Source organism: Plantibacter sp., assembly GCF_059073635.1.
Map to the genome: position 1 here is coordinate 349,095 of NZ_JCACOF010000008.1, position 24,166 is coordinate 373,260.

At 70.3% G+C, this 24,166-nt stretch carries 23 protein-coding genes and 1 pseudogene; 13 read left to right on the forward strand and 11 right to left on the reverse strand.

The annotated features are described in order from the left end of the window. Positions 1–60: 60 nt before the first annotated feature. Positions 61–789, reverse strand: a complete 729-nt coding sequence (locus tag AC5JOC_RS08865) for an alpha/beta hydrolase (RefSeq protein WP_494246188.1) — start codon at positions 787–789, stop codon at positions 61–63. A 62-nt stretch (positions 790–851) separates the two neighbouring features. Beyond that, positions 852–1,139 (reverse strand): hypothetical protein, encoded by a 288-nt coding sequence (locus tag AC5JOC_RS08870; protein ID WP_159876848.1) that lies wholly within the window; start codon positions 1,137–1,139, stop codon positions 852–854. A gap of 52 nt (positions 1,140–1,191) precedes the next feature. Here AC5JOC_RS08870 and AC5JOC_RS08875 point away from each other — a divergent pair, with 52 nt between their 5' ends. The 3 genes from AC5JOC_RS08875 (at position 1,192) to AC5JOC_RS08885 (ending at position 3,348) form a co-directional block, all read left to right on the forward strand. After that, positions 1,192–1,749 carry a GNAT family N-acetyltransferase gene (locus AC5JOC_RS08875; RefSeq protein WP_494246190.1) on the forward strand — a complete coding sequence of 186 codons (558 nt, stop codon included), beginning with the start codon at positions 1,192–1,194 and terminating at the stop codon, positions 1,747–1,749. 161 nt (positions 1,750–1,910) lie between these two features. Then, the gene (locus tag AC5JOC_RS08880; RefSeq protein ID WP_124768057.1) at positions 1,911–2,114 is read left to right on the forward strand and encodes a hypothetical protein; all 204 of its coding nucleotides are present in this window, start codon (positions 1,911–1,913) and stop codon (positions 2,112–2,114) included. Between the two features lie 46 nt (positions 2,115–2,160). Then, a complete protein-coding gene (locus tag AC5JOC_RS08885) occupies positions 2,161–3,348 on the forward strand; it encodes a uroporphyrinogen decarboxylase/cobalamine-independent methonine synthase family protein (RefSeq protein WP_494246192.1) in 1,188 nt (395 codons plus the stop codon). Positions 3,349–3,369: 21 nt separating this feature from the next. On the opposite strand, the gene AC5JOC_RS08890 is transcribed toward AC5JOC_RS08885, so the two are convergent. Together AC5JOC_RS08890 and AC5JOC_RS08895 are read right to left on the reverse strand one after the other, a co-directional pair. Beyond that, the gene (locus tag AC5JOC_RS08890; RefSeq protein WP_079704532.1) at positions 3,370–4,278 is read right to left on the reverse strand and encodes a cation diffusion facilitator family transporter; all 909 of its coding nucleotides are present in this window, start codon (positions 4,276–4,278) and stop codon (positions 3,370–3,372) included. A gap of 76 nt (positions 4,279–4,354) precedes the next feature. Continuing rightward, the gene (locus tag AC5JOC_RS08895; RefSeq protein WP_314138089.1) at positions 4,355–4,567 is read right to left on the reverse strand and encodes a hypervirulence associated TUDOR domain-containing protein; all 213 of its coding nucleotides are present in this window, start codon (positions 4,565–4,567) and stop codon (positions 4,355–4,357) included. 146 nt (positions 4,568–4,713) lie between these two features. Between AC5JOC_RS08895 and AC5JOC_RS08900 the strand changes: the two genes are divergently transcribed. Together AC5JOC_RS08900 and AC5JOC_RS08905 are read left to right on the forward strand one after the other, a co-directional pair. Then, the gene (locus AC5JOC_RS08900) at positions 4,714–4,920 is read left to right on the forward strand and encodes a hypothetical protein (protein ID WP_137242746.1); all 207 of its coding nucleotides are present in this window, start codon (positions 4,714–4,716) and stop codon (positions 4,918–4,920) included. 50 nt (positions 4,921–4,970) lie between these two features. Then, positions 4,971–6,245: a threonine/serine exporter family protein gene (locus AC5JOC_RS08905; RefSeq protein WP_494246195.1), complete on the forward strand. Its 1,275-nt coding sequence runs from the start codon at positions 4,971–4,973 to the stop codon at positions 6,243–6,245. Between the two features lie 51 nt (positions 6,246–6,296). On the opposite strand, the gene AC5JOC_RS08910 is transcribed toward AC5JOC_RS08905, so the two are convergent. Next, complete coding sequence (locus AC5JOC_RS08910) at positions 6,297–6,671, reverse strand: GrpB family protein (protein ID WP_494246196.1); 375 nt, start codon at positions 6,669–6,671, stop codon at positions 6,297–6,299. Next, the gene (locus AC5JOC_RS08915) at positions 6,553–7,374 is read right to left on the reverse strand and encodes a putative immunity protein (RefSeq protein ID WP_494246198.1); all 822 of its coding nucleotides are present in this window, start codon (positions 7,372–7,374) and stop codon (positions 6,553–6,555) included. The genes AC5JOC_RS08910 and AC5JOC_RS08915 overlap by 119 nt, the downstream gene beginning before the upstream one ends. 59 nt (positions 7,375–7,433) lie before the next feature. Between AC5JOC_RS08915 and AC5JOC_RS08920 the strand changes: the two genes are divergently transcribed. After that, on the forward strand, positions 7,434–8,018 hold the full coding sequence (locus tag AC5JOC_RS08920) for an NADPH-dependent FMN reductase (RefSeq protein ID WP_192004141.1): 585 nt from the start codon (positions 7,434–7,436) through the stop codon (positions 8,016–8,018). 63 nt (positions 8,019–8,081) lie between these two features. Here the strand turns inward: AC5JOC_RS08920 and AC5JOC_RS08925 are convergent, their stop codons facing one another. Next, positions 8,082–9,197 carry a zinc-binding alcohol dehydrogenase family protein gene (locus AC5JOC_RS08925; protein WP_494246199.1) on the reverse strand — a complete coding sequence of 372 codons (1,116 nt, stop codon included), beginning with the start codon at positions 9,195–9,197 and terminating at the stop codon, positions 8,082–8,084. A 100-nt stretch (positions 9,198–9,297) separates the two neighbouring features. On the opposite strand from AC5JOC_RS08925, the gene AC5JOC_RS08930 reads away from it, so the two are divergent. Further along, on the forward strand, positions 9,298–9,864 hold the full coding sequence (locus tag AC5JOC_RS08930) for a TetR family transcriptional regulator (RefSeq protein ID WP_494246201.1): 567 nt from the start codon (positions 9,298–9,300) through the stop codon (positions 9,862–9,864). Here AC5JOC_RS08930 and AC5JOC_RS08935 read toward each other — a convergent pair. Continuing rightward, positions 9,861–10,061 carry a hypothetical protein gene (locus tag AC5JOC_RS08935; RefSeq protein WP_494246202.1) on the reverse strand — a complete coding sequence of 67 codons (201 nt, stop codon included), beginning with the start codon at positions 10,059–10,061 and terminating at the stop codon, positions 9,861–9,863. The genes AC5JOC_RS08930 and AC5JOC_RS08935 overlap by 4 nt on opposite strands. A gap of 187 nt (positions 10,062–10,248) precedes the next feature. On the opposite strand from AC5JOC_RS08935, the gene AC5JOC_RS08940 reads away from it, so the two are divergent. Then, positions 10,249–10,761, forward strand: a complete 513-nt coding sequence (locus AC5JOC_RS08940) for a hypothetical protein (protein ID WP_494246204.1) — start codon at positions 10,249–10,251, stop codon at positions 10,759–10,761. Between the two features lie 133 nt (positions 10,762–10,894). On the opposite strand, the gene AC5JOC_RS08945 is transcribed toward AC5JOC_RS08940, so the two are convergent. The 3 genes and pseudogenes from AC5JOC_RS08945 to AC5JOC_RS08955 form a co-directional block, all read right to left on the reverse strand. Further along, the gene (locus tag AC5JOC_RS08945) at positions 10,895–11,179 is read right to left on the reverse strand and encodes a hypothetical protein (protein WP_494246205.1); all 285 of its coding nucleotides are present in this window, start codon (positions 11,177–11,179) and stop codon (positions 10,895–10,897) included. A gap of 70 nt (positions 11,180–11,249) precedes the next feature. After that, the gene (locus AC5JOC_RS08950; RefSeq protein ID WP_494246206.1) at positions 11,250–12,137 is read right to left on the reverse strand and encodes a LacI family DNA-binding transcriptional regulator; all 888 of its coding nucleotides are present in this window, start codon (positions 12,135–12,137) and stop codon (positions 11,250–11,252) included. Between the two features lie 31 nt (positions 12,138–12,168). Beyond that, positions 12,169–12,420: pseudogene (locus AC5JOC_RS08955) on the reverse strand (LacI family DNA-binding transcriptional regulator); the annotation flags it as partial. Positions 12,421–12,467: 47 nt separating this feature from the next. On the opposite strand from AC5JOC_RS08955, the gene AC5JOC_RS08960 reads away from it, so the two are divergent. The 5 genes from AC5JOC_RS08960 (at position 12,468) to AC5JOC_RS08980 (ending at position 24,125) form a co-directional block, all read left to right on the forward strand. Continuing rightward, entirely contained in the window at positions 12,468–13,763 is a 1,296-nt protein-coding gene (locus AC5JOC_RS08960; RefSeq protein ID WP_494246208.1) for an ABC transporter substrate-binding protein, read from the forward strand. 77 nt (positions 13,764–13,840) lie between these two features. Continuing rightward, positions 13,841–14,758 (forward strand): carbohydrate ABC transporter permease, encoded by a 918-nt coding sequence (locus AC5JOC_RS08965; RefSeq protein ID WP_192004148.1) that lies wholly within the window; start codon positions 13,841–13,843, stop codon positions 14,756–14,758. 2 nt (positions 14,759–14,760) lie between these two features. Next, positions 14,761–15,690 carry a carbohydrate ABC transporter permease gene (locus AC5JOC_RS08970; RefSeq protein ID WP_338000136.1) on the forward strand — a complete coding sequence of 310 codons (930 nt, stop codon included), beginning with the start codon at positions 14,761–14,763 and terminating at the stop codon, positions 15,688–15,690. Between the two features lie 48 nt (positions 15,691–15,738). Beyond that, positions 15,739–17,661 carry a glycoside hydrolase family 127 protein gene (locus AC5JOC_RS08975; RefSeq protein ID WP_494246210.1) on the forward strand — a complete coding sequence of 641 codons (1,923 nt, stop codon included), beginning with the start codon at positions 15,739–15,741 and terminating at the stop codon, positions 17,659–17,661. Between the two features lie 203 nt (positions 17,662–17,864). Then, positions 17,865–24,125 carry an OmpL47-type beta-barrel domain-containing protein gene (locus AC5JOC_RS08980; protein ID WP_494246212.1) on the forward strand — a complete coding sequence of 2,087 codons (6,261 nt, stop codon included), beginning with the start codon at positions 17,865–17,867 and terminating at the stop codon, positions 24,123–24,125. Positions 24,126–24,166 lie beyond the last annotated feature (41 nt).

Genomic DNA, 24,166 nt, shown 5'->3' on the forward strand with positions numbered 1-24,166 from the left:
TGATGCAGGAATGTGCGCGCGATATCAGCACTCTGCACAAGCGCTCCGGTCTGCTGGCGCTCAGAGCGACGCCTGGATCACCTCGAAGGTCCGTGCGCCGTCGAGTGCCGCCATGTCGTGGCGGATGCCCGGGAACCGCGTGACGGTCCAGCCGAGCCGTTCGTACTGCTCGACGTCCGCTCGCGGAACGACGAGCTTCGCGTCGTCCGACAGCACCAGCGTCGAGGGGACGATCGGCGCCGACGGCGTCACCGGGTTCGCTGCGACGTCCTGCAGCACCTCCGCGATCATCGAGCGGTCCCACGCGGCATGGGCGGCCTCGGCGAGCGCGACGTTCGCGGGACCCGTCGCTGGGTCCGTGCGGTCGTAGAACCAGGCCAGGAGCCGCGGCAGCCCTGGGATGCTCCAGAACAGTCGTGCGCCGAGGCCTCGGCCCGGCAGTTTCAGGCCGAACCCGGGATCGAGGTAGATCGCGTGCGCCGGGCGGAGCGGCCCCACGATGTCGATGAGGAGCCGCCCGCCGAGGGAGTGGCCGACGATCGCGTCGAGGCCGGTCGGCAACGTCTCGACGAGGTCGGCCGCGAGCGAGGCGATGTCGTAGCGCTCGCCCCGGGTCCGATCGGCGCGTGGGCTGGAGCCGTGACCGCGGAGGTCGACGAGCAGGAACGTGTACCGCTCCGGGTCGGCCGCTGCGACGACGTCGGTCCAGGCGGCTCCGTCGGCCAGGAATCCGTGGATGAGGGCGATCCGGACCGGGCCGTGCCCGCGTTCCTCGACGTGCAGTCGCATGGCCCTCCTCCGTCGGTGCTGGGGACGACTCTACGCGGCGACACCACGCTCCGTCGCTGCGCTCAGGACCGCACGAGCAACCAGGCGAAGGCACCGAAGGACACGAGTCCGAGTGCTGCGCCGACGATCGACCCGATGAGGCTGAAGGTGGGCCAGGGAGCGCCGGGTTGGCGACTCATCCTGATGCCCTGGGCCGCGAACAGCAGCGGCACGAAGCAGGCGAGCACCGAGAACGTCCATGACCCGCCGTCTCTCGCCGTCGACGCGACGATGAAGATCGAGAACGCGGCGATGGCGATGCTGAGGATCGCGCACGCGCGTGCCGAGATCGGTTCGTTCTTCGCAGCCATGGGCACAGGGTATCGAGTTGGGCCAGCCGCCGACCAGAGCAGAATGGAGGGCATGACCGACGCCACTCCGCCGACCCTGACGGAACGACTGACGCTCACCCGCCCCACCGAGCGCGATCTGCCGGAGCTCCACGAGCTCCATGCCGACCCCGCGGTCTGGACGCACCTGCCGTCCGCCCGACACACGGCGCTCGCCGAGACCCGCGCGTTGATCGAGCGGTACCAGGCCGGCTGGGAGGCGAACGGTCTCGACGTGTGGGTGGCGCGTGACACCGCGACGGGTGCATTGGTCGGCATCGGCGGCCCGAGCCTGCGTGGCGGGGTCGCCTGGAACCTCTACTACCGCCTGGCGCCCGCGGCCTGGGGGCGCGGATACGCGCAGGAGCTCATCGCGGCCGCGCGAGCCGCGGCATCGGCGTCGGCACCGGACCTGCCCGTGGTGGCGTTCCTCCTGGAGCACAACGATGGTTCACGACGGGCTGCCGAACGCGCGGGGTTGGAGGTCGTCTGGCGTGGCCCCGACGCGGGCAACCCGGATCCCGATGCCGTGCGCCTCGTGTTCGCCGACCGGGTGCTCAGCGACGAGGCCCTCCGCGTGTTCGTGGGCTGAACGACCGCCGCACCCGATCTCCGAGCGTGTCAGAAGGACGCCGCTTCCGGGCGCGACCGGGTATTTTCGGGCAACCGGCCGCGAAACGCAAGCAGTCTGTTCACCGACGACGTTCCTCGATACGGTTGGAAGATATGTCAGCCACGGTCGAGATGGAACACATGAGTCAGGTAGAACGCGAACGCCCGCTCCTGCGCAAGGGGAGCGAGGCGAGTTTCGTCCGGTGGGCCTTCGACGGTCGCTCCTGGTGCGCCGACCTCGTGAGCGGACAGTACCGAGGCGCGACGAAGACCGGTTGGCTCCTCCAGACCGAGAACGAGCAGCGGGAACTCTCCAATCAGGAGTGGGCTCCCTGCATGGCGTGAGCGTGCCGTCCACATCCACCCGCGCCACGCACCGAGGAGCCCACGCATGACCGACCGCATCCTGACCACGCACGCCGGGAGCCTGCCGCGCACGCCCGAGTTGACCCGGTTGCTCGTGGCCCGCGACCAGCGGCGGTCGTTCGACGTCGCCGAGCTGGAGGAGGTCACGGCGGATGCGGTGGCCGCGACGGTCGCCGCGCAGCTCGCCACCGGTCTCGATCTCATCAACGACGGCGAGGTCCCGCGCGTTGGCTTCTCCACCTATGTGCTGGAACGCATCGAGGGCTTCGGCGGGGCAGGACACCGCAAGCCGACGCTCGACTCCGTGCGATTCCCGGACTACGCGGCGTTCCAGGCGAAGCAGATCGTCGAGGGTGCGGACGTCGCGCGGGTGTGGGATCCGCCGATGGCGCAGGGGCAGCTCGTGTACGACCCCACGCTGTCCGGCATCACCGCCGATCTCGACGGCTTCGAACGGGAGCTCGCCGTGCAGGCCGGCCAGGGGCGCACGCCCGCCGGCACCTTCTTCTCCGCGGCGACGCCCGGGATCGTGTCGACGACGCTGCTGCTCGATGCCGCGAACCCCTTCTACGGCGACGACCGCGCCTATGTGTTCGCGCTCGCCGAGCAACTGCGGATCGAGTACGAGGCGATCGTCGCCCGGGGTCACGTCCTGCAGCTCGACGCCCCGGACCTCGCCATGGAGCGGGTCATCCAGTTCGGTGACGCGACGCTCGAGGAGTTCCTCGCGGCCGTGGACCTGCACGTCGACGCCCTCAACCACGCCATCCGGAACATCCCCCGCGAGCAGGTCCGGCTCCACGTCTGCTGGGGCAACTGGCAGGGGCCGCACCAGGACGACGTCCCGGTCGACGTGCTCCTCCCGCACCTCTACCGGGCGCGGGTGGGCGCGTTCAGCATCCCGCTCGGCAACCCGCGGCACCAGCACGAGGCGCCGGCGTTCCGCGAGCACCCGCTCCCCGAGGGCGCGCTCCTCATCCCAGGGGTCGTCGACGTGACCACCAACTACCTGGAGCACCCGCAGGTCATCGCGAACCGCATCGTGGAGGTCGCGGAAGCGGTCGGCGATCCGACGCGCGTCATCGCGGGCACCGACTGCGGGCTCTCCACGTTCGCGAGCTACGAGTTCGTCGCGACCGATGTCGCGTGGGCGAAGCTCGGTGCGCTCGTCGAGGGCGCTGCGATCGCGTCGAAGCGGCTGTTCGGCGCCTGAGTCCTCGGCTCGGCGCCGCGCTCAGACGGTGATCGACGGCTCGTCGCTCACCGAGAGCGTGAGCACGGCCTTGCCGATGAGGTCGTCCTGCTCGAGGTCGCCCTCGAGTCGGCGCAGCTGACGCGCGACGTCGTTCTCGCGGTCGTCGCCGACGAGGTCGACCGACGCGACGAGGAAGAGGCGTTCCGGTCCGCTGAACTCGAGGTACAGCGCCGTCACCCGTTCGATCTCCGGGTGCGACAGGAGCGCGGTGATCGTCTGCGCGCGGTAGGCGGGGCTCGGCGAGGCCCCGAGGAGATAGCGCCGGTTGCGGTTGATGAGCAGCAGCGCGACCCCGCCGAGCAGGACGCCGATCGCGATCGAGCCGATCGCATCCCACACCGGGTCGCCGGTCACCTGGTGGAGGCCGATGCCGGCCCCGGCGATGATGAGGCCGAGCAGTGCTGCGGAGTCCTCGAAGAACACCGAGCGGAGCGTCGTGTTGGAGCCGTTCACGATGTAGTCGAAGAAGCCGCGGCCGTACTTCTTCGCCGTGCGCCGACCCTCGAGGATCGACTGGGTGAAGGAGAAGCCCTCGAGGAGGAAGGCGACGCCGAGCACGAGGTAGCTGAGGGCGTAGTCCTCCATCGCCTCCGGTGCGGTGAGGCTCTGGATGCCGTGCTGGATCGAGACGACCGCACCGACGGTGAAGATCCCGAAGGCGGCGAACAGCGAGAAGATGTACGCGTCACGGCCGTAGCCGAGCGGATGTGCGGCGTCTCGTTGCTTGTCGGCCCGTTTGTCGGCGATGAGGAGGAAGATCTCGTTCCCCGCGTCGGCCCACGAGTGGGCGGCCTCGGCCAGCATCGACGCCGACCCGGTGAGCGCGGCGACGATGGACTTGGCGATGGCGACGATGACGTTGGCCAGGAAGGCGATCACGACGGTCATGCGCCAACGCTACGCCCAGCCGGGGTCCGTCGTGGACGTCCGGGTGTCTGTGCATCGGGCCGCCAGGGGGAGAGCCTCAGGACTTCAGGACGCGCAGCGCGGAGCCCTTGTGTGCGGCCTTCGCGCCGGTCTTCTCGGACTCCACGATGAACGCGGGCTCGTCCGTCGACGCCGTGAAGTGCTGGCCGTCGAACTGGAAGTCCGCGGTCTTCCGCTCGACGACCTTCCCCTGCGTCCGCCCCTGCGAGGTGCCCCACGACACGCGGTCGCCCACTCGTACGTCTGCCATGCTGCCTCCTCGGCGCTCCACGCCGCGCGCGAGCGGCGTGACAGCGACGATGCCAGCGTGTCGGCGGCCGGACAAGCGCTTGCGCCGCGCGAGCGCAGGGGATATCCCCCGAGGCCCAGGGGCTCCGCGGGGCATAGCGTGTCCCCATGGCCTCGTTCACTCCGGGAAGACCCCGACTCGCGCTCGGCATCGGCATCGTGGCTGTCGTACTCGGGGTGGCGCTCATCCCGGTCGCCGTCGCGAACGCCCACGGCGAGTACGGCTTCCATTTCTGGTGGATCGTCATCGTCCCGATCCTCGCCGGCCTGTACTTCGGTGTGGCCGGAGCCGTCGGGCTCCGCAACCGCCGCTGAGGCCCGCGGCGGCCGCAGGCGCCCCCGGAATCTCGCGTACCGTTGGCGGGATGAGTGACGACACCGCGACCGAGGAGCACCGCAGGACCGCTGCGCACGCCTACAGCGCGCTCGGCTGCCTGCTCCTCGACGCCGGCACCTCCGTCACCGACGTCCGCGACTCCCTGGAGCGCGCCACGGTCGCATCGGGCGACGAAGGCCTCGCCTTCTCGGTGCTGCCGCAGCTCATCATCGTGAACGACGTGCGCACCGGCGCGGTGCTCGCGGCCGGCAACACGCACGGCGAGCTGTCGTTCCGCGGCGCGGCGCGGGCGAACCGGCTCATGCGCGAACTCGAGCTCGGACACTGGCCGGTCGGTGACCTGCCGGCCCGCATCCAGTCGATCCGGGAGACGCCGCGCCCGCATGCGTCGATGCACTGGGTGGTCGGGAACCTGCTGCTCGCGGGTGGGCTCGCGCTGCTGTTCCGCTGCCCCTGGTGGGCGATCGTCGCATCCATGCTCGTCGGTGCCTTCGTCGGCCTCGTCATCACCCTGCTGGCGCGGTGGCGGGGAGCGGTCGCGATCGCCCCGTTCGTGACGGCGTTCGTGTCGACGACGCTCGTCGGGACGCTCGCATCGGCGATGGATCTCGGTCCCGTGCCGCTGTTCGCCGTCTGCGCGCCGATCGCGATCCTCGTGCCCGGCGCGCTCATCACCAACGCCCTGCTGGAATTGACGGCGACGGACATCGTGACGGGCTCGGCACGCCTGATGTACGGGCTCATCGTGCTCGCCTTCATGGCGGCCGGGATCTCGGCCGGGGCGCTGCTCACCGGCCTGTCGATCGACCCCGACTCGACGGCGCTCGTCGGTCAGGTGGGCCGCGGGAGTTCGGACCTCGTCGGGTGGGAGTCGGTCCCGCCGCTGTGGTTCACGTGGATCGGCGTCGTGATGCTCGCGGCCGGGATCGGGATCGCGTTCGGCTCGGGCCGCTCCCTGACGCTGCTGACCATCTGCGTGATGGCGCTGACCTACGCGGGCATCGTCCTGTTCGCCCCGCTCGTGGGGAACGCGGTCGCGACGGGGCTCACCGCCGGAATCGTGTTCGTCGTCGCTCGCATCGTCGAGCGGTACTCGGCGGCGGTGCCGTCCAACGTCACGTTCCAGCCGGCCCTGCTCATGCTCGTGCCGGGCACCGTTGGCCTGGTCTCCCTCGCGACGCTCGAGGGCTCAGCGGTCACGGCGGCGCTGACGGTCTTCATCAGCCTCTGCGTCGGCGTCAAGACGGCGGCGGTCCTCACCGGGGTCGTCATCCCGCCGGTGCGTGCGAGCGCCCGTCCCTGAGTCGCCCGGAATCGTCCGAAACCGAGCCGAATCCGTGCAGATTCGGGCGACTCAGCGGCTCAGCGCAGCCCGCGCCCGCGCCTTGATCGCGAGGATGACCTCGGTCTTCGCGTCGGCGTAGTCGTTCATGTCGTCCCAGGACCTCCCGAGCAGCTCCCGCTTGGTGCGCTCGTACAGCGCGCGGTCGTCGGCGTCGGAACGCAGGTGGTCGCGGAGGAGGAGGTACTCGTCGATCTCCGGTGCGCCCTGCTCGTAGAGGTGCACGTGGACGTCGCGCTCCGGCGTCCGGACCATCCGATGGCGGGGTTCACGGACGCGCAGCACGTAGCCGGCGGCCAGCAGGGGGTCGAGGTAGTCCTCCTCCGCCGTGATGTCCTCCACGGCGACCACGATGTCGACGATCGGCTTCGCCGCGAGTCCGGGCACCGAGGTCGAGCCGATGTGCTCGATCGCGACGGTCGCTGCGTCGTCCGAGCGCGTCGAGGATGCGCTGCCGGTGCTCCCGGTACCGTTCGGGCCACTCCGGGTCGGCGTCGTGCAGCTCGACCCGGACCGGCTCGGGGCCGCCGACGAGTTCGAGCGTCGGTGACGTCCGGGCGGCGGGACGTCGGCGCAAGCCGTTCTGGATGGCACGGATGTTGTCGCCGAGCACCCCCGAGGCCAGCAGTCCGGAACCGAGCGGCCCTGACGGATCGGTGCCGAGTGCCGGCAGGAGGCGCAGTGCCGTGCGGGCCGGGTCGCTCAGGTGCTCGAGCTGCCAGGCGATCTCGGCCGTGCCGGCTCCGGCCTGATGCAGCTCGGCGGCCTTCGCCGCGTAGGCGGCGGCGCCGAGCGCGTGGGCGCCCATGTGCGCGACACCTGCTGCTTGCCCGGCCGACCACGCGGCGGCTTTGGCTGCGGGTGAGGACACCACCTGCGAGGCCCGGTTGGCGACGAAGCGGCGGCGGATCTCCCCGGCGGTGTCGAGCTCGCCACTCGCGTATGCCCGCGCGCGGGCGATCGCGTCACGTGGACGATCGTCGTCCGGGGCCTCCGCTTCGAACAGCGGCAGTACCCGCTCGGCGCAATCGGCGGCCCACGAGGCGACGAGACGGCGGTCGGCTTCACTGAGGGACTGCGGGGAGAGCATGCTCCACCCTCGCACACCCGCCGCGCTCGGAGCGTGGGCAGGCGGGTTAGCGTAGAGGGATGGCCGCCTTGAACCTGCCCGTGATCTCCTGCAGCCTCGATCCGGCGAGTCGGAGCCGGACCCTCGCTTCGGCGAGCAGCGGGCTGCTGCGCGAGCAAGGTCATGACTCGTCCGTCATCGATCTGGCCGAGATGGAACTGCCGCCGTTCGACAACGACCGGGTCTTCGAGAGCCCTGCGTTCCGTCGCCTGCATGCGTTGATCACTGCTGCGGACGGCGTCGTCCTCGCCTTCCCGATCTACAACTGGGCGCCGGCCGCGTCGGTGAAGTCGCTCATCGAGGCGACCGGCGCGACCGGTGAGGACGGCAGGGTCGCCGCCTGGTTCGACAAGGTCGTGACCTTCGTCTGCGCCGCCGGCCTGCCGCACAGCTACATGGCGACCGCCACGCTCGGGCAGTCGCTCATGCTGGACTTCAAGTGCGTCATCAACCCGTACACGGCCTACCTGTCGGAGCGGGACTGGGAGCGTCCCGAGGTGCTGAAGGCGGACCGCGCCGAGCGGCTCGCCAAGACGATGAGCGTGCATGCGGAGCTGTCGGCGCTCCTCGCCGAGCGGAGCTACCGCTCGGTCTGGGAGGTGTGAGACGCGGTCTCGCGAGGTGGCGTCGCGCGAGCTGTCCGGGTTCGGAGCGCACGGTCCCGCGCCTCACAACCGCACGACGAGCTTGCGGGCCGAGACGCCGCCGTGGAGTCGGTCGAGGGCCGGCTGGATCGCTTCGAGGCCTTCGCCGACCACCTCGGGGGCTGGCGCGCAGACGTGTCGTCCGCCGGCGAGCGCGCCCGGCAGGTAGTCCTCCCACAGCATCGGCCCGACCTCGTTGGTCATCAGCGAGCTGCCCCACACGTACCGCGCCGAGATCCCCGCCCGACGGGCACGGATCTGGAGTGCGACGTTGGCCGCCACGAGCCGGGTCATGGTGCGGACGAACGTCAGACTCGGGCCGGCCCGACGCGGCAGCGACCCGAACGACACCGACGGGCTCGCGAGTGCGACGCGGCGTGCCCCGGTGGCGGCGGCGACGGCGACGGCTGGTTCTGCGGAGCCGGTCCCGACGGCGAGGACGCCGACGACCGAGGAGCCGCGGAGGGCGCTGACGAGATCCGCCACGACGGTCGGGCTGCGGTAGTCGAGCACGATGTCGGCACCGAGCTCGCGCATCCGGTCGTGGTTGTGCGGCGAGGCGGTGGTCGCGACCCGGTGGCCGGAGGCGACCGCGAGCTGGATGGCGTTGCTCCCGACGCTCGTGGCGCCGCCCCAGACGACGACGGTCGTCCCGGTGGGGGTGGGGTGCTCCGAGGGGTGGGGGAGCGCGAGGTGGTCGCGCTGGAAGAGGGCGGTCGCGGCCGTGGAGATCCCGAGCGGCAGGACGACGGCGTCCTCGTCTCGCAGACCGTCCGGGATCGGGGCAGCGAGGTCCGCCCGCACGACGGTGAACTGCTGGAACCCGCCCTCGGCGTCATGGCGCCGACCGCGCTCCATGCCGACCGCGTAGGCCACGACGCGGTCGCCCACGGCGAAGCGACGGACGTCCGGCCCGACGGCCACGACCTCGCCCGCGACGTCCTCACCGAGCACGGCGGGCGAGGGAAGCCACCGGTACATGAGGTTCCCGGTCTGCTGCTTGACGTCGTCGAGCGGGTTCACCGCGACCGCTCGGTTCCGGATGAGGAGTTCGCCAGGGCCGGGTTCGTGCATCGCGGCCGGGCCGACGACGAGGTCCGCGCGGGGTGCTGGCAGCCAGGCTGCGGTGTTCGTCGGCATGAGGTCTCCAAGGGTGTTGCGGATTGGCGTGGCGATGATGACACGGTGTGTCATCACTGTACACCTGACGACACGACGTGTCATCGGCTATCCTGATCGCATGGCACGCTGGGCACCCGACGCCGCTCTCCGACTCGAGAGCGCTGCGATGGCGCTGTTCGCCGACCGGGGCTTCGCGGCGACGACGGTCCCGGAGATCGCCGAAGCCGCCGGGCTCACCACCCGCACGTTCTTCCGTCACTTCGCCGACAAGCGCGACGTGCTCTTCCTCCGCGAGCGCGAGCTCCCGACGGTGGTGGGACGGCTGGTCGCCGCGGCGCCAGCAGGGCTCGACCCGCTCGCCCTGGTGATGTCCGGCCTCGAGACCGTGGCCGCCGGTGAGCTGCAGCGCTGGCGGGACGACATCGCCGCCCGCCGCGCCGTCATCCGGTCGGAACCGCAGCTGCGCGAGCGGGAACGGTTGAAGTCGGCGGTCCTCACCGACGCGATGCGCGATGCCCTCATGGAGAGTGGTGTCACGTCAGCCGACGCGGCGCTCGCCGCGTCCATCGGTTCGGCACTCTTCGACGCCTCCCTCGAGCAGTGGCTCGCCGGACCGGACGACGTGCTCCTCGTCGACGTGCTCCGCGCGATGCGCGCCCGACTCGGCGACCTCGCGGGTCGCTAGGGCCGATCCCGGCTCCGCGTCTGCTGCTCGGGGAGCCCGACCTGCCACAGGATGAACGCCACCGCGCTGCAGACCGCGAGCGCGGCGCCGATGATCAGTGCAGCCGTGCCGGTGGAGGCGAGCCAGTCGTGGTGGCTGATCCAGCCGGGATCGTCCTGCGGGAAGTCGAGGAACGACGCGTAGGTCGAGATGCTCACGACGCCTGCCCCCAGGAACGCCGCGGCCAAGACTGATGCGCACCAGGACAGGGTCAGCCAGCCTCGGGCCTGGGTCGCGCCCGGGCGCGCTCGTGTGCCTCGCGATTCCCCCATGCAGCGAGGCTATCGCGACGCCGTGCCACGAGGTCGATCGATGGAGCGGCGTCCGATGGTCGAGGATGAGGGCATGTCGAAGCAGCAGTCGGGCTCGCAGGAGCACCGCGATCCCACCACCAACCCGTACCGGATGAGTCGACGGCGCATCACGACGTGGACTGGCGCGCTCATCGCCTCCGTCGTGCTGCTCGTCGTCGTCGCGATCGTCTTGGCCGCCATCGGCGGCGACAGTGCCGAGTCCTGGGTCGCGATCGTCCTGTTCGTGGCGTTCGGCGTACCCGTCGCTGCGGCCGCCGTCTTGGGCGGGTTGGCGATCGCCTCATGGGGGTGGGTGGCCGGCACGGTGTTCGGTGTCGGGTGGCTGACGCTGCTCGTCGTCGTCGTGAACAACGGGTTCCATCTGCTCTTCGACGGTCAGGCTGTGGGGCCCGTGATCTATGACGAGGCGATCTGGCAGGTCAAGTCGGGGTGGGCGGACTGGTCGTCGGTGGGGTGTTGTTCTTCGTCGCCGGCTGGCAGGGCGATGTCCCGATGTGGATCGGCGGGCCGGCCGGGGGAATCGACGTCTCGCGCAGGCGCTTGACGGGTAGAGAAGGCGACTCGGTCGGCTCTGGCGCGGTGGTCCCGCCACCGAAGCGGAAGCCGCGTCCGAAACCGAAGCGTCGCCCGAAGCAGCAGCGACGTCGCTGACGGCTCACGCGGCCCGGGCGGACCGGTCAGTCGCCGCCGCCCCCACCGCCCCCGTCTCCGCCGCCGCCGGAGTCGCCGCCACCGCCACCGTCCCAACCGCCGGAGTCGCTTCCGCCGTGGTGGCTTCCGCCGTGGTGGCCGCCTCCATGGTGACCGTCGCTGTCGACGATGAACGGCATGCCGGAGTCCGACGTCGTACCACCGCGATGCTTCGACCCGCCGGCACGTCGTCTGGCCTGCACGGTGATCGTGAAGACGATGACCGCGATGGCGGCGAGGACCACGATCATGATGACGGTTGAGCTGTCCATGGCTCGACCGTAGCGATGTCCGACGGCTGTCGCATCACCCGCGCGGCGAGGATCGGCGTCCGACCGGACTTCAGCGCCTCGGGATGGTGGAACCGCGGAGGACGAGGCGGCCCGGCAGGTACTCGATGCCCGGTGGGACGTCCGTGCCCTCGATCGCCTCGAAGATGCGGGTGGCGGCGAGCCGGCCGAGCTGTTGCAGGTTGGCGTCGATCGACGACAGCTCCGGGCGCGAGTTGGTGGCCAGGATCTCCCAGTTGTCGAAGCTGACGACCGCGACGTCGCTCGGGACGTCGCGCCCGAGGTCGCGGACGGTGTCGAGCACGCCGCGGGCGATCTGGTCGGAACCGGCGACGATGCCGTCGATCTCCGGGTGCTGTGCGAGCAGCATCGCCGCCGCATCGCGACCCCAGTGCTCGGTCCACTCCGAGAACATCGGCGAGCCGACGAGCTCCAGTCCCGCCGCCGCGAGGGCGTTCTGCACGCCCGTCACGCGGTCCCTGGCAGCCGCGTACTGCGGCTCACCCGTGATCATCGCGATGCGGGAGCGCCCGCAGGCGATCAGGTGCTCGACGGCGAGGCGCCCGCCGTCGCGGTTGTCGGGGGTGATGGACACGTCCGTCGGATCGTCGGACGGTGCGTACGCGTAGACGACGGGGACGGGCAGCTTGTGGCCGAGCGAGGGCCGTGGGTCGGTGCTGCGACCCACGACGATGATGCCGTCGACGCGCCGGGTGAGCAGCGCGTTGAGGTGGTGCTGCTCGCGGATCGCGTCGCCGCGGGCGTCGCAGAGGAACACGTTCACCTGGCCTGCGCCGAACGCGTCCTCGGCGCCCATGAGGATGGGGATCACGAACCGGCCTTCGAGGTCGCTCGTGAGGAGGCCGACGGTGCCCGTCCGGCCGTTGATGAGGCTCCGGGCGAGTTCGTTCGGGCGTGAACGAGACGGACTTCGCGGCATCGAGCACGCGCTGTCGGGTCTTCGGCGCGACCTCGCTCCGCCCGTTGATCGCCTTCGACGCCGTGGCGATCGAGACGCCCGCGATGCGCGCGACGTCACCGAGGGTCGCCGCCCGGCCGGCAGCGATCCCGGTCGTCGCCGCACAACATCGTTGTCTGGCATGAAACGCCCCCTCTTCATCTTTCGGAAACGTTACCGGATATTCGCTCTTGACGCTACTCTGATCCCAGGCTAGCTTTACCGAAAGGCGCTTTCGACAGTTTCGAAACCTCTCCCGAAGCACCGCCGGACCCGACCGGTCCGCTCAACGAAGAGTCAGAGGAGTCACACATGCGCAGCACGCACATCACACGCAAGCAGCGGGTCGGAGGGGTGTTGGCGGCCAGCGCCCTGCTCCTCGGCCTCGCCGCCTGTTCGTCCAGCGGCGGTGGGAGCGCCCCGCTCGCCAGCGCCGGACCCGAGGGCGTCGACGACGGCTCGGAGCTCACGCTCTGGACCCGCGCGCCCCTGGAGAAGCAGGCCAAGCTGCTCGTCGAGGCCTACAACGCCTCGCACGAGAACCAGGTCAAGCTCACCGTCGTCCCGAACGACGACTACGTCGCGAAGGTGGGTGCGGCCGCCGGTTCCGACAGCCTCCCCGACCTGTTCGCCGCCGACATCGTCTACGTCCCGAACTGGGTCGAGCAGGGCCTCTTCCAGGACCTCACCGCCAACATCGACGGACTCGACTTCAAGGACGAGATCAACAAGGGCCACCTGGCCGCCGGCACGTCCGACGACAAGGAGCACGTCCTCCCGTTCGTGCTCGACCTGTCGATGCTCTTCTGGAACAAGGAGCTCTACAAGGAGGCCGGCCTCGACCCCGAGCAGGGTCCGACGACCCTCGCCGAGTTCGCCGAGGACGCCAAGGCCGTGCAGGCGCTCAACAAGCCGGACACCTACGGCACCGCCACGGGCCTCAACTGCGGCGGCTGCCTCGTCTTCACCTGGTTCCCCAGTGTGTGGGCCGACGGCGAGCAGGTCATGAACGAGGACGGCACCGAGTCGCTCCTCGCCGAGGACGGCGCGAAGGAGGTCTACAGCACGTGGGCCGACCTGTGGAAGTCGGGCGCCGTGCTCCCCTCCTCGAAGGACGAGGCCGGGCCCACCTGGACCGCCGGCTTCACCGAGGGCAAGGTCGGCGTCATGCCGTACCCGGCGACGCTCCTCTCCTCGACCCCGTTCGACGTCGGCGTGTCCGGCATCCCCGGCCCGAAGGGCGGCGACTCGACCTTCGTCGGTGGCGACGGCATCGGTGTCTCCAAGGACAGCAAGAAGGCCGCGCAGTCGTGGAACTTCCTCAGCTGGCTGATGTCCGAGGACGCCCAGGTCGGTGTCCTCGCGAAGGACAACGACGTGGTCTCCCGCTCCGACCTCGCGAACAACGAGTACTCGAGCAAGGACCCGCGCCTGGTCACGATCAACGAGGTCGCCTCGAAGGGTGACACCCCGTACTCGTTGAACTTCCAGGAGGCCTTCAACTCGCCGACCAGCCCCTGGCTGACGCTCGTGCGCAACGCGGTACTCGAGGGCACCGACTCCGTCGACGCCGACAACGACGCCATCACGGACGTGCTCTCGCAGTAGCCCGACCGCCGGTGCGCCGCCGTGATCCCCCCATCGCGACGGCGCATCGGCACCCACCCGTTCGAAAGGTCCCACCCATGAGTACCACCCTCGCCAGACGAGGCCCGACGGACTCGGTCGGTGCCCGGAAGCGCCGCGCCGCGCAGGCCCGTACCGGCTGGCTGTTCGCGCTCCCGACCGCCGTCTTCGTCATCCTCCTCTTCCTCGTCCCGCTCGGGCTCGTCTTCCAGATGGCGGGGTCCGACTGGCCGCTCCTCGGCGGCAACCAGGGTGTGAACTTCCCCGAGAACTTCCCGAAGGCGATCGACAACCGCTTCTTCCTCGACTCGGTCGTCTTCACGCTGAAGTACACCGTCATCGCGACGGTCCTCCTCATCGGCCTGGGGCTCGGCCTCGCGCTCCTCGTCCAGGAGTCCAGCCGATGGAAGGGCTTCCTCCGCACCGCCTTCCTCATCCCGAGCGCCCTCGGCCTCGCCTCGGCGTCGCTCCTGTTCTACGTGCTGTACTCGCCGATCGCCGGCCCGTTCGCCGACCTCACCAAGGCCATGGGCTTCACCTTCCTCGGGACCCCGGACGCGGCGCTCTGGTCGACGGTCTTCCTCATCGTCTGGCGCTTCGCCGGCTTCTACATGCTGCTCATGCTCGTGGGCCTGCAGGGCATCCCGGAGGAGGTCTACGAGGCCGCGCGCATCGACGGTGCATCGCGCTGGCAGACCTTCCGCGACATCACCGTCCCGCTGCTGAAGCCGACCCTCGCCCTCACGACGGTGATGTGCGTCACCGGCTCACTCCTCGCGTTCGAGCAGTTCTACATCCTCACCAAGGGCGGTCCCGACAACAGCACCATCACCGTCGTCCAGCTCATCTACAACGTGGCGTTCCAGGGCCCCAACAACCTCGGCGTCGCCGGTGCGCTGTCGGTCATCGTGCTCGCCGCGCTCATCGTCATCAACATCGTGCAGATCCGCGCGTTCAGCAAGAAGGTCGAGGACTGAGCATGACCATCACCCGAAAGGAACCGGCCACCGTCACCTCGACGATGCCCGACGTCCGTGCTCGCCGCGGCGGGCCCCGACGCGGCTCCGGCGGACCCGAGAAGTCCACCAACTTCTTCGGCATCGCGATCAAGATGCCGTTCTGGCTCTTCTCCGGCGCACTCGCCGTGATCTTCCTCTACCCGCTCGTGTGGACGGCCGTACGATCGGTCTCCCCGCTGGCCGGCACGAACCAGACCGAGGGCTGGGGGCTCGGCAACTACATCACCCTCGCCGGCTACCAGGACGGCATCCTGCAGTACATCGGCAACTCGGCGTTCGTCTCGCTGCTCACCGTGGTCCTGACGCTCGTCATCTCGCTGTTCGGCGGCTACGCCTTCGCCAGGTTCCAGTTCCGCGGCAAGAACGCCCTGTTCCTCGCGACCATCGCGATCCTCATGGTCCCGTACGCCACGCTGCTCATCCCGCTCTACGTGCTCCTCAACCTGGTCGGTCTCTCCAACTCGCTCGTCGGGGTGGCGCTCGTGCTCACCATGTTCCAGCTGCCGTTCTCGACCTTCATGATGCGGATCGCCTTCGAGTCGATCCCGAAGGAGCTCGACGAGGCGGCGATGGTCGACGGCTGCAACTCCTGGACCGTGCTCTGGAAGGTGCTCGTCCCGGCGGTCAAGCCCGGCCTCATCACCGTGGGACTGTTCGCGTTCCTCGCCGCCTGGAACGACTTCATGGCGCCGCTGATCCTCATCAACGACTCCGCGAAGATGACCCTGCCGCTCGCCGTCTCCAACCTGCGCGGCCAGGTCCAGGGCGTCGTGGACTACGGCGCGACCGAGGCCGGCGTCGTCGTCCTCGCGTTGCCGTGCATCCTCCTCTTCCTCATCCTCCAACGTCACTACGTGCGCGGCTTCATGTCCGGCGCATTCAAGGGGTAACCATGAGCACCACCATCAGGACCACAGCAACGGGCACGCGGGACCAGCATGGCCCCGGTCGTCCCCACCACCGGTGCGCTCACCCCGCTCGGGCTCGACGAGGTCGGCATCACCGAGGGGTTCTGGGCGGACCGCCAGCGCGTGAACGGCACCGCGACCCTCGCGCACGTCGAGCACTGGCTGGAGCGGGAGGGCTGGATCCGCAACTTCGACCTGGCCGCCGCCGGCACGCTGCCGGAAGGTCGCCGGGGTCGCGAGTTCGCAGACTCCGAGGTCTACAAGTACCTCGAGGCCGTCGCCTGGGAGATCGGGCGACGGGGCGGTGACGACGCGCTCGAATCCCGGTTCCGCAGCGTCGTGGACCGCGTCGCCGCCGCACAGGAGTCCGACGGGTACCTCAACACCCGCTTCGGCCGGCCCGGCCAGGGCGCGCGCTGGTCGGACCTCGAGTGGGGCCACGAGCTCTACTGCCTCGGTCACCTGTTCCAGGCGGCGGTGGCGCGAGCGCGCACGAGTCCCGGTGCCGACGACGGCCTGCTCGGCATCGCGACGCGTGCCGCCGACCTCATCTGCGAGGTGTTCGGCGCAGACGGCATCCAGTCCGTGTGCGGGCACGCCGAGGTCGAGGTCGGTCTGGCCGAGCTCTCCCGCGTGACGGGGGAGTCGCGGTACCTCGACCTCGCGTCGCTGTTCGTGGAACGTCGTGGCCACGGGGTCCTCCAGGACATCGAGTGGGGGCGCGCCTATTTCCAGGACGACCTCCCGATCCGCGACGCCGAGGCGCTGCGGGGACACGCTGTCCGGGCGAACTACCTCGCCGCCGGTGCGACCGACATCGCGGTCGAACACGGGGACACCGGGCTGCTCGACGCGCTCCGCGGCCAGTGGGACCGCACGATCGCCCGGCGCACCTACCTGACCGGTGGCCAGGGGTCGCACCACCAGGACGAGGCCTTCGGTGAGGACTTCGAGTTGCCGTCCGATCGCGCGTACTCCGAGACCTGCGCCGGCATCGCCTCCATCATGTTCAGCTGGCGGCTCCTCCTCGAGGACCGCGACGTCCGGTACGCGGACCACATCGAGCGAGTGCTGTACAACGTCGTGGCGACGTCGCCGTCAGCCGCCGGCACCGCGTTCTTCTACGCCAACACGCTGCACCAGCGGACGCCCGGGGAGTCGAGCCCGGACGACGAGGTGTCGCCCCGGGCGTCGTCGTCGGAGCGCGCGCCCTGGTTCGACGTCTCCTGCTGCCCGCCGAACGTCGCCCGCACGCTCGCGAGCCTCGCGGCCTTCATCGCGACGACCGACGACCACGGCGTGCAGATCCACCAGTTCGCCTCCGCCACGATCGACACCGTCGTCGGCGGTGAGCACGGCGGCCGGTTCCGGGCCGAGCTGGTGACGGAGTACCCGCGCACCGGGGTGGTCTCGCTTCGGATCGTCGAGGCTCCCACCCAGGCACTCACGGTGTCGCTGCGCGTCCCGTCCTGGGCGGACGACGCCCGGCTCGTGGTGCAGACGGCCTCGGGCTCCCGCGACGAGCATGAGGTCCCGACCGGGTACGCGGACGTCACCCGCGCGTTCTCCGCCGGCGACGTCGTCGAGCTGTCCTTCAGCATCCGGCCTCGGGTGACGCACCCCGACCCGCGCGTGGACGCGATCCGTGGCACCGTCGCGATCGAGCGCGGACCCGAGGTCTACTGCGTCGAGTCGGTCGACCTGCCGGGTGGCGACGAGTCGCTCGCCCGCGTCGAGATCGACGAGCACGCGGACATCGAGGAGGCGTCCGACGGGCGCCTGACGATCGTGCTCCGGACCCGCCCGGTCGTGGACGCCGCCTGGCCGTACGCGGACGGGTTCGACGCCCCGGGTGACGCCGATCCGTTCACCGCGAGCATCGCCCCGTACCACTCCTGGGCGGAGCGCGGTCCGTCGACGATGCGCGTCTGGATCCCCACGACGCGGAGCTGACCGACGCCCGCGGAGCGCCGTTGAACGCCCGACACCACACCGGAACAGCTGGACTTTCGGTATGGTGTCGGGCGCTTTCGTCGTGCTGTCATCCGATTTCCGCCCGGTGTGCCGAAACTTCCGAAAAGCCTTGCGAATCCTGCGAATCTCCCGATAACCTCCCCGGGAGTGTCCTACTCACTGACGAGAGGGAATCAGACAGCGTGGTCAGAACACAGCAATCCACCCCCAAGCGGGGGTCGCGTGGATGGCGTGGCGGGATCGCGGCGACAGCCGCTCTCGCCGTCATCGGCACGACCTTCCTCACGGCGCCGGCGCAGGCCGCGAACGCCGACATCGGCTACCCGACGTTCTCGGGCAGCGACACCCCGGTCCCCGCCACCGGCACCGGCTACACGGCCGGCAACCAGCTGCAGGCGATCTTCGACGCGGACGTGGCCGCTGGAGCCGGAGCCCTCGGCGGGCCCGACTTCTGGATGGACCGGATGCTCCAGCGCACCGGCACCACCGGCAGCTTCGGCGACGACAACCAGTGGCTCTTCAGCCGCGGCCGTGCCGTGTTCATGAAGGAGCACGACCCGTCGAAACTCGGCTTCGGCGGCCAGGTCGCCTACTGGGAGGCCATCGACGGCAAGGCCGCGTACACGGTCGCGGCGAAGATCGACGGCTCCGACGTGACGCTCACGGAGGACACGGCGAGCCGGGTGCAGACGCCGAGCTACTGGCGCAGCGTGCACCGCCACGCGGCCTCGGGGATCGAGGTCGTCCAGACGAAGTACATCACCGACGGGAACGTCGCGGTCACCGGGCTGCAGGTCCGCAGTACCAACGGCGCGCACACCGTGCAGCTCACGGCCAGCTCGGCCTACACGACGACCGTCGAGGGCGATGAGCTCACCGGCGTCGTGTCCGCGGCCAACAAGCTCACGACGATCTTCCCGCGGCTCTCCGGCGACGGCTTCACGCCGGACGGCGGCGGCATCACGGCCAGCCTCGCCGTCCCGGCCGGCGGCACCGTGTCCACCAAGGTGCAGCTCGGGTTCGTCACCGACGAGATCGCGGAGTCGCGCACCCAGTACGACGCCGTCCGCGGACTCGCGCCCGACGCCTCGTACACGGCGCAGGTCACCGCGTACAACCAGTGGTGGGCCGACAACGTGCCCTACCTGGACACGCCCGAGGACAACATCGACAAGACGCTGTACTACCGCTGGTGGCTCATGCGCTTCAACTTCCTCGACGCCGACATCCCCGGCAACGACTACCAGTTCCCCACCTCGATGGAGGGCGTGCTCGGCTACAACAACGCCATCGTGCTCACCACGGGCATGTTCATCGACGACCTCAAGTACTTCCGCAACCCGATCTACTCCTACGGCCCCTGGGTGTCGGCGGGGGAGACCTCGAAGAGCTACAAGTTCGTCGACAACCCCGGTGACCCGGCGAACTGGTCGAACAGCTACACGCAGTACATCTCCGAGGCGGCGTGGCGCTCCTACCAGCTGCACGGCGGACCGACGGCGATCGCCGAGAACCTGGCGGAGTACGCCGAGGACGACGTGAAGGGCCTGCTCGACGCGTACGACACCGACGACAGCGGCCTCATCGACTACAACTGGGGTGCCATGACGGGCAACGACGCCGACGCGGTGTCGTTCCACGAGCGCCCGAACGCGTACATGGACCGCACCGAGAACGCGTACCTGTACTCCAACGCGCTCGCCTCGGCCGCCGCCTACCGGACCGCCGGCAATGAGGCGAAGGCCGTCGAGATGGACGAGTTCGCCCAGGGCATCAAGGACAAGGTCGTCGAGCTCCTCTGGGACGCCGACGCGAAGGTCCTGAAGCACCGGTTCACGTCCGACGGCAAGCTGGCGAAGTGGAAGGAGATCAACAACTTCTACCCCTTCACCGTCGGCCTCATGCCGAAGCCGGGCGACGCGGACTACGCCGACGACTACGTCAAGGCGCTCGACCTCTTCGCGGACGACGCCCAGTACCCGATCTTCCCCTTCTACACGGCGAACCAGGCCGACCAGGCGGACTACGGCGGACCGGGCAGCAACAACTTCTCGGTGATCAACTCCACCGTGACGTTCCGCATGCTGGCGAAGGTGCTCCGCGACTACCCGACGAAGGCGATCGACGCCGAGTGGTACAAGAAGCTCCTGTATTGGAACGCCTGGTCGCACTACCAGAACGGCGGCGACAACCGCCTGCCCGACCAGAACGAGTTCTGGTCCGACGGCGACGCCGACCCGCAGGACATCGGCTACCGCTCCTGGATCCACCACACGATCCTCGGCGCGACGAACTTCACGATGATCGAGGACACCATGGGGCTCCGTCCGCGGAGCGACGCGAAGATCGAGTTGGACCCGATCGACATCGACTGGGACCACTTCACGGCGAACAACATCGCCTTCCGCGACCAGGACCTCACCATCACCTGGGATGCTCCGGGCGGTGAGCGCCACTACGGCGACAGCATCCCGGAGGGCTACTCGGTGTTCCTCGACGGCAAGCTGGCCTTCACCATCGACTCCCTGAGCAAGGTCGTCTACGACCCCGCGACGGGCACGGTCGAGGTGGCGGACGACGTCACCGTCCTGTCCTCGACGACCGCCTCGCTGCAGGCGCCGCAGGACGTCTCCTTCGCCGCCGGCGACCGGGTCGTGGACCTCTTCGCCAAGGCGGGCGCCGACGTGGACCCGGCCAGCGCCGGATCCGCGAACGCCGCCGAGGGTGCCGAGGTCAGCGCGAGCTTCTCCGCGCCGAGCCGTCCCGCCACCGCGGCGGTGGACGGCACGACCGCCAACGAGCCCTTCTGGGGAACCGCGGGGTCACCCAACGCGAAGGACTCGCTCGTGGTCGAACTCGGAGGCACCAAGACCTTCGACGACGCCAGGGTGTACTTCTACAACTCCTCGTCCACCGCCACCGTGCAGGGGTACTCGGAGCCGGCGACGTACTCGCTCGAGGTCCGGAACGGCGACACCTGGACGGCGATCCCGGCCCAGGCGCGTGGCCCGGTCTACCCCCGAGCCAACTACAACCATGTGCAGTTCCCCGAGGTCACCGGCGACGCCGTGCGGCTGACGGTCAACCACGCCGCCGGGTTCAAGACGGGGGTCAAGGAGCTCCAACTCTTCGCGACCGGCGTTGCGGCACCCGCCTCCACCAACCAGGCTCCGTCGGTGAACGCCTGGGTCGACCAGGCGAACTCGGCCGGCGGCACGCTCGCGCTCGTCGGCGAGGTCAAGGACGACGGGCTGCCGCTCGGCGACGTGACCTCCTCGTGGTCCGTGGTCGACGCCCCGGACGACGGTCTCGTCATCTTCGGTGACGCCACCGCGGCGTCCACGACGGCGAGCTTCACCGCCGAGGGTTCGTACACGCTGCGCCTCACGGCGAGCGACGGCGAGCTCACGAGCACGAAGGACCTCGTGGTCCAGGGTGCGGTGTCGGCGGGCGGTCAGAACGTCGCCCGCGAGGCGACGCCGACCGGCGAGTTCACCGCGGGGTGGAACAACGTCGACGCGGTGAACGACGGCACGGTCCTCCACAGCGGCGGGTCGCAGGCCGACATCTGGGGCACCTGGTCGGGGAGCCGCCCGGCCACCCGCTGGCTGCAGTACGACTGGGCGAACCCGGTCCGGGTCGACGCCGCGACGGTGTCGTTCTGGGCCGACCAGACGAACCCCTCCTCCGGCGCCGGTGTGAACGTGCCGAAGTCCTGGAAGGCGCAGTACTGGACCGGCGACGCGTGGGCCGACGTCACGGGCGCTTCCGCCTACGGCGTCGAGCGCGACGCACCGAACGCCGTCGACTTCGACGCCGTGACCACCACCAAGCTCCGCCTCGTGCTGAGCGCGGCCGGTCCCGGCACCGGAGCCGACCCGTACGCCGGTGTCGCGGTCAGCGAGTGGGAGGTGTTCGCGGTCGCGCCGACGGCGATCGAACCCATCGACGTCCGCACCACCACGGGTGTCGTGCCGACACTGCCGTCGACGGTCGACGCGACGTTCGCGGACGGCAGCCACGCCGACCTCCCGGTCTCGTGGGCGTCGATCACACCCGAGCAGGTCGCGGGTGAGGGCAGCTTCTCCGTCGTCGGTCTCGTGACCGGCTCCGCGGTGCCGGCGAAGGCGACCGTCTGGGTGCGGGCGACCGCCCCCGGGCAGATCAACGCCGTCGACCCGGTCGCGGTCACCACCGCAGCCGGGGTCGCACCCGCACTGCCGGCCTCGCTCGGCGTCCTCTACAACGACGGGTCCCGCGAGGACCTGCCGGTGACGTGGGCCACCGTCGATCCCGCGTCCTATGCGGCCGAAGGTGTCTTCGAGGTCACGGGGACGGTCGAATCGGCCCTCCCGGGAGCGAAGACGGCGACCGCCACCGTGACGGTCGGCGCCGGTGGCGGCGAGGAGGACGACACCGCTCCGGTGGTCGCCCTCACCGTCGATCCGGCGGCCCCGGCATCGGGCTGGCACACGGGAGCGGCGACCGTCTCGGTCACCGCGACCGACGACCGCGACTCGGCGCCCGTCGTCGAGGTGTCGGTCGACGACGCCGCCTGGGCTCCGTACACCGGTCCGGTCGCCGTGAGCGGGGACGGTGTCCACACCGTCGCCGCCCGCGCGACGGACGCCGCCGGCAACCGCTCCGCCTCCTCCGACGTCACCGTCCGGATCGACGCGACAGCGCCGTCGGTGACCCCGGTCGCCGACGCCGCGGCCCGCACGGTCAAGGCGACCGCGACGGACGCCGGTTCCGGCCTCGCCTCCATCGAGGTCCGCATCGGTGACGCGGCGGAGTGGACGCCCTACACCAAGGCGGTCCTCGTGGGCCTGGAGGAGACCACGGTCCACTTCCGTGCCACCGACACCGCGGGCAACGTGTCTGCGGACACCACGGTCGTCGTGCCGAAGAGCGACGGTCAGCTCCGCCGGAACGTCGCGATCGGCGCCGTCCCCACGGCCTCGTTCACGGCCGCCTGGAACACGGTGAACGGCCTCAACGACGACGTCGCTCCGACCTCATCGGGTGATGTCACGCCGAACGACAACGCGACCGTCTGGGGCGCGTGGCCGGAGATCGGTGAGCAGTGGGTCCAGTACGACTGGGCGGAGGCGGTCACCGTCGGCGAGACCGGGGCGTACTTCGTCTCGAACCTCGACGACGCGGGCCTCGGCATCGAGGTCCCGGCGTCCTGGAAGGCGCAGTACTGGGACGCCGAGGCCGGAGACGGCGCCGGCGCATGGGTCGACGTCGAGGCGCTCGGTGCGTACGGGACCGAGGTCGACGCGTTCAACCCGGTCGCCTTCACCCCGGTGACGACGACGAAGCTGCGTCTGCTCCTCGAGGCCTCGGGCACCGAGAGCGGCAAGGGCAGCCTCGGGATCAAGGAGTGGCAGGTGTTCGAGGCGGCCGACCAGCCGGTCCCGGACGTCACCGCTCCCGTCGTGACCACCACGGTCACCCCCGAGCGGCCCGCCTCCGGATGGTTCCGCGAGGACGTGAGCGTCTCGGCGACCGCCGTCGACGACCGCGACCTCGTCGCGACCCTCGAGGCGCGGGTCGGGACCGGCGAGTGGGCGGTGTACACCGGCCCGGTCGTCGTGACCGATGACGGGGTCACCACGGTGTCCTTCCGTGGAACGGACGCCGCCGGCAACGTGTCGGAGCCGTCGGTCGTGGAGGTGCGGCGCGATGCGACCGTCCCGACAGCCGCGGGGACGTTCGACGGCACCGCGCGCACCGTCACCGTGACCGCCGAGGACGAGCACTCCGGTGTCGCCTTCACGGAGGTCCGGGTCGGGGACGGGGTGTGGACCACGTACACCGCACCCGTCGCCACAGGTGACGCGGCGACCACGGTGGCCGTCCGCGCCACCGACGTCGCGGGCAACGTCTCGGAGTCCGTCTCCGTCGACGTCCCCGCGAAGCCGGTCACGCCGGAGCCGACGCCGACCCCGGTCGACCCGACGCCGACGCCCGGCCCGAGCGAACCGAGCGGTTCGCTGACGGGTGACGAGGTGCTGCGACTCGGCGTCACGAGCGTGGCCCCCGGCGGAGCGCTGCCGGTGTCGCTGACGGGAGCCCAGCCGGGCGCGGTGTTCCGCGTCGAGCTGCGGTCGACGCCGGTGACGCTCGGGACGCTCACGGTGGGTGCCGACGGCACGGCGAACGCGGTGTTCACCGTCCCGTACACGACCACGGCCGGCGTCCACACGCTCGCCCTGGTCCTGCCTGGCGGCGAGGTGACGGCCCAGGTGACCGTCATCACGCCGGGTGCCAGCACGCCGGACGCCATCGCGTCGACCGGTGTGCCCGAGGAGGCCGCCACGTTCGGTCGCCTCGCCGCCCTCGCGGTGCTCCTCGGAGCCGCCGCCGTGCTGATCGCCCGCCAGCGGGCCGGACGCACGCAGCTCGAGCGCGGACCGACCGGACCGCTCGTCTGATCGCCTCGGCAGGCCCGGGGAGCGCATCCCGCTCCCCGGGC

What these genes read in the sequence shown, in the direction of transcription:
- AC5JOC_RS08865 (WP_494246188.1), bottom strand. Translation starts at nt 789, where the DNA reads ATGCGACTGCACGTCGAGGAACGCGGGCACGGCCCGGTCCGGATCGCC.
- AC5JOC_RS08870 (WP_159876848.1), bottom strand. Translation starts at nt 1,139, where the DNA reads ATGGCTGCGAAGAACGAACCGATCTCGGCACGCGCGTGCGCGATCCTC.
- AC5JOC_RS08875 (WP_494246190.1), top strand. Translation starts at nt 1,192, where the DNA reads ATGACCGACGCCACTCCGCCGACCCTGACGGAACGACTGACGCTCACC.
- AC5JOC_RS08880 (WP_124768057.1), top strand. Translation starts at nt 1,911, where the DNA reads ATGAGTCAGGTAGAACGCGAACGCCCGCTCCTGCGCAAGGGGAGCGAG.
- AC5JOC_RS08885 (WP_494246192.1), top strand. Translation starts at nt 2,161, where the DNA reads ATGACCGACCGCATCCTGACCACGCACGCCGGGAGCCTGCCGCGCACG.
- AC5JOC_RS08890 (WP_079704532.1), bottom strand. Translation starts at nt 4,278, where the DNA reads ATGACCGTCGTGATCGCCTTCCTGGCCAACGTCATCGTCGCCATCGCC.
- AC5JOC_RS08895 (WP_314138089.1), bottom strand. Translation starts at nt 4,567, where the DNA reads ATGGCAGACGTACGAGTGGGCGACCGCGTGTCGTGGGGCACCTCGCAG.
- AC5JOC_RS08900 (WP_137242746.1), top strand. Translation starts at nt 4,714, where the DNA reads ATGGCCTCGTTCACTCCGGGAAGACCCCGACTCGCGCTCGGCATCGGC.
- AC5JOC_RS08905 (WP_494246195.1), top strand. Translation starts at nt 4,971, where the DNA reads ATGAGTGACGACACCGCGACCGAGGAGCACCGCAGGACCGCTGCGCAC.
- AC5JOC_RS08915 (WP_494246198.1), bottom strand. Translation starts at nt 7,374, where the DNA reads ATGCTCTCCCCGCAGTCCCTCAGTGAAGCCGACCGCCGTCTCGTCGCC.
- AC5JOC_RS08920 (WP_192004141.1), top strand. Translation starts at nt 7,434, where the DNA reads ATGGCCGCCTTGAACCTGCCCGTGATCTCCTGCAGCCTCGATCCGGCG.
- AC5JOC_RS08925 (WP_494246199.1), bottom strand. Translation starts at nt 9,197, where the DNA reads ATGCCGACGAACACCGCAGCCTGGCTGCCAGCACCCCGCGCGGACCTC.
- AC5JOC_RS08930 (WP_494246201.1), top strand. Translation starts at nt 9,298, where the DNA reads ATGGCACGCTGGGCACCCGACGCCGCTCTCCGACTCGAGAGCGCTGCG.
- AC5JOC_RS08940 (WP_494246204.1), top strand. Translation starts at nt 10,249, where the DNA reads ATGTCGAAGCAGCAGTCGGGCTCGCAGGAGCACCGCGATCCCACCACC.
- AC5JOC_RS08945 (WP_494246205.1), bottom strand. Translation starts at nt 11,179, where the DNA reads ATGGACAGCTCAACCGTCATCATGATCGTGGTCCTCGCCGCCATCGCG.
- AC5JOC_RS08950 (WP_494246206.1), bottom strand. Translation starts at nt 12,137, where the DNA reads ATGCCGCGAAGTCCGTCTCGTTCACGCCCGAACGAACTCGCCCGGAGC.
- AC5JOC_RS08960 (WP_494246208.1), top strand. Translation starts at nt 12,468, where the DNA reads ATGCGCAGCACGCACATCACACGCAAGCAGCGGGTCGGAGGGGTGTTG.
- AC5JOC_RS08965 (WP_192004148.1), top strand. Translation starts at nt 13,841, where the DNA reads ATGAGTACCACCCTCGCCAGACGAGGCCCGACGGACTCGGTCGGTGCC.
- AC5JOC_RS08970 (WP_338000136.1), top strand. Translation starts at nt 14,761, where the DNA reads ATGACCATCACCCGAAAGGAACCGGCCACCGTCACCTCGACGATGCCC.
- AC5JOC_RS08975 (WP_494246210.1), top strand. Translation starts at nt 15,739, where the DNA reads ATGGCCCCGGTCGTCCCCACCACCGGTGCGCTCACCCCGCTCGGGCTC.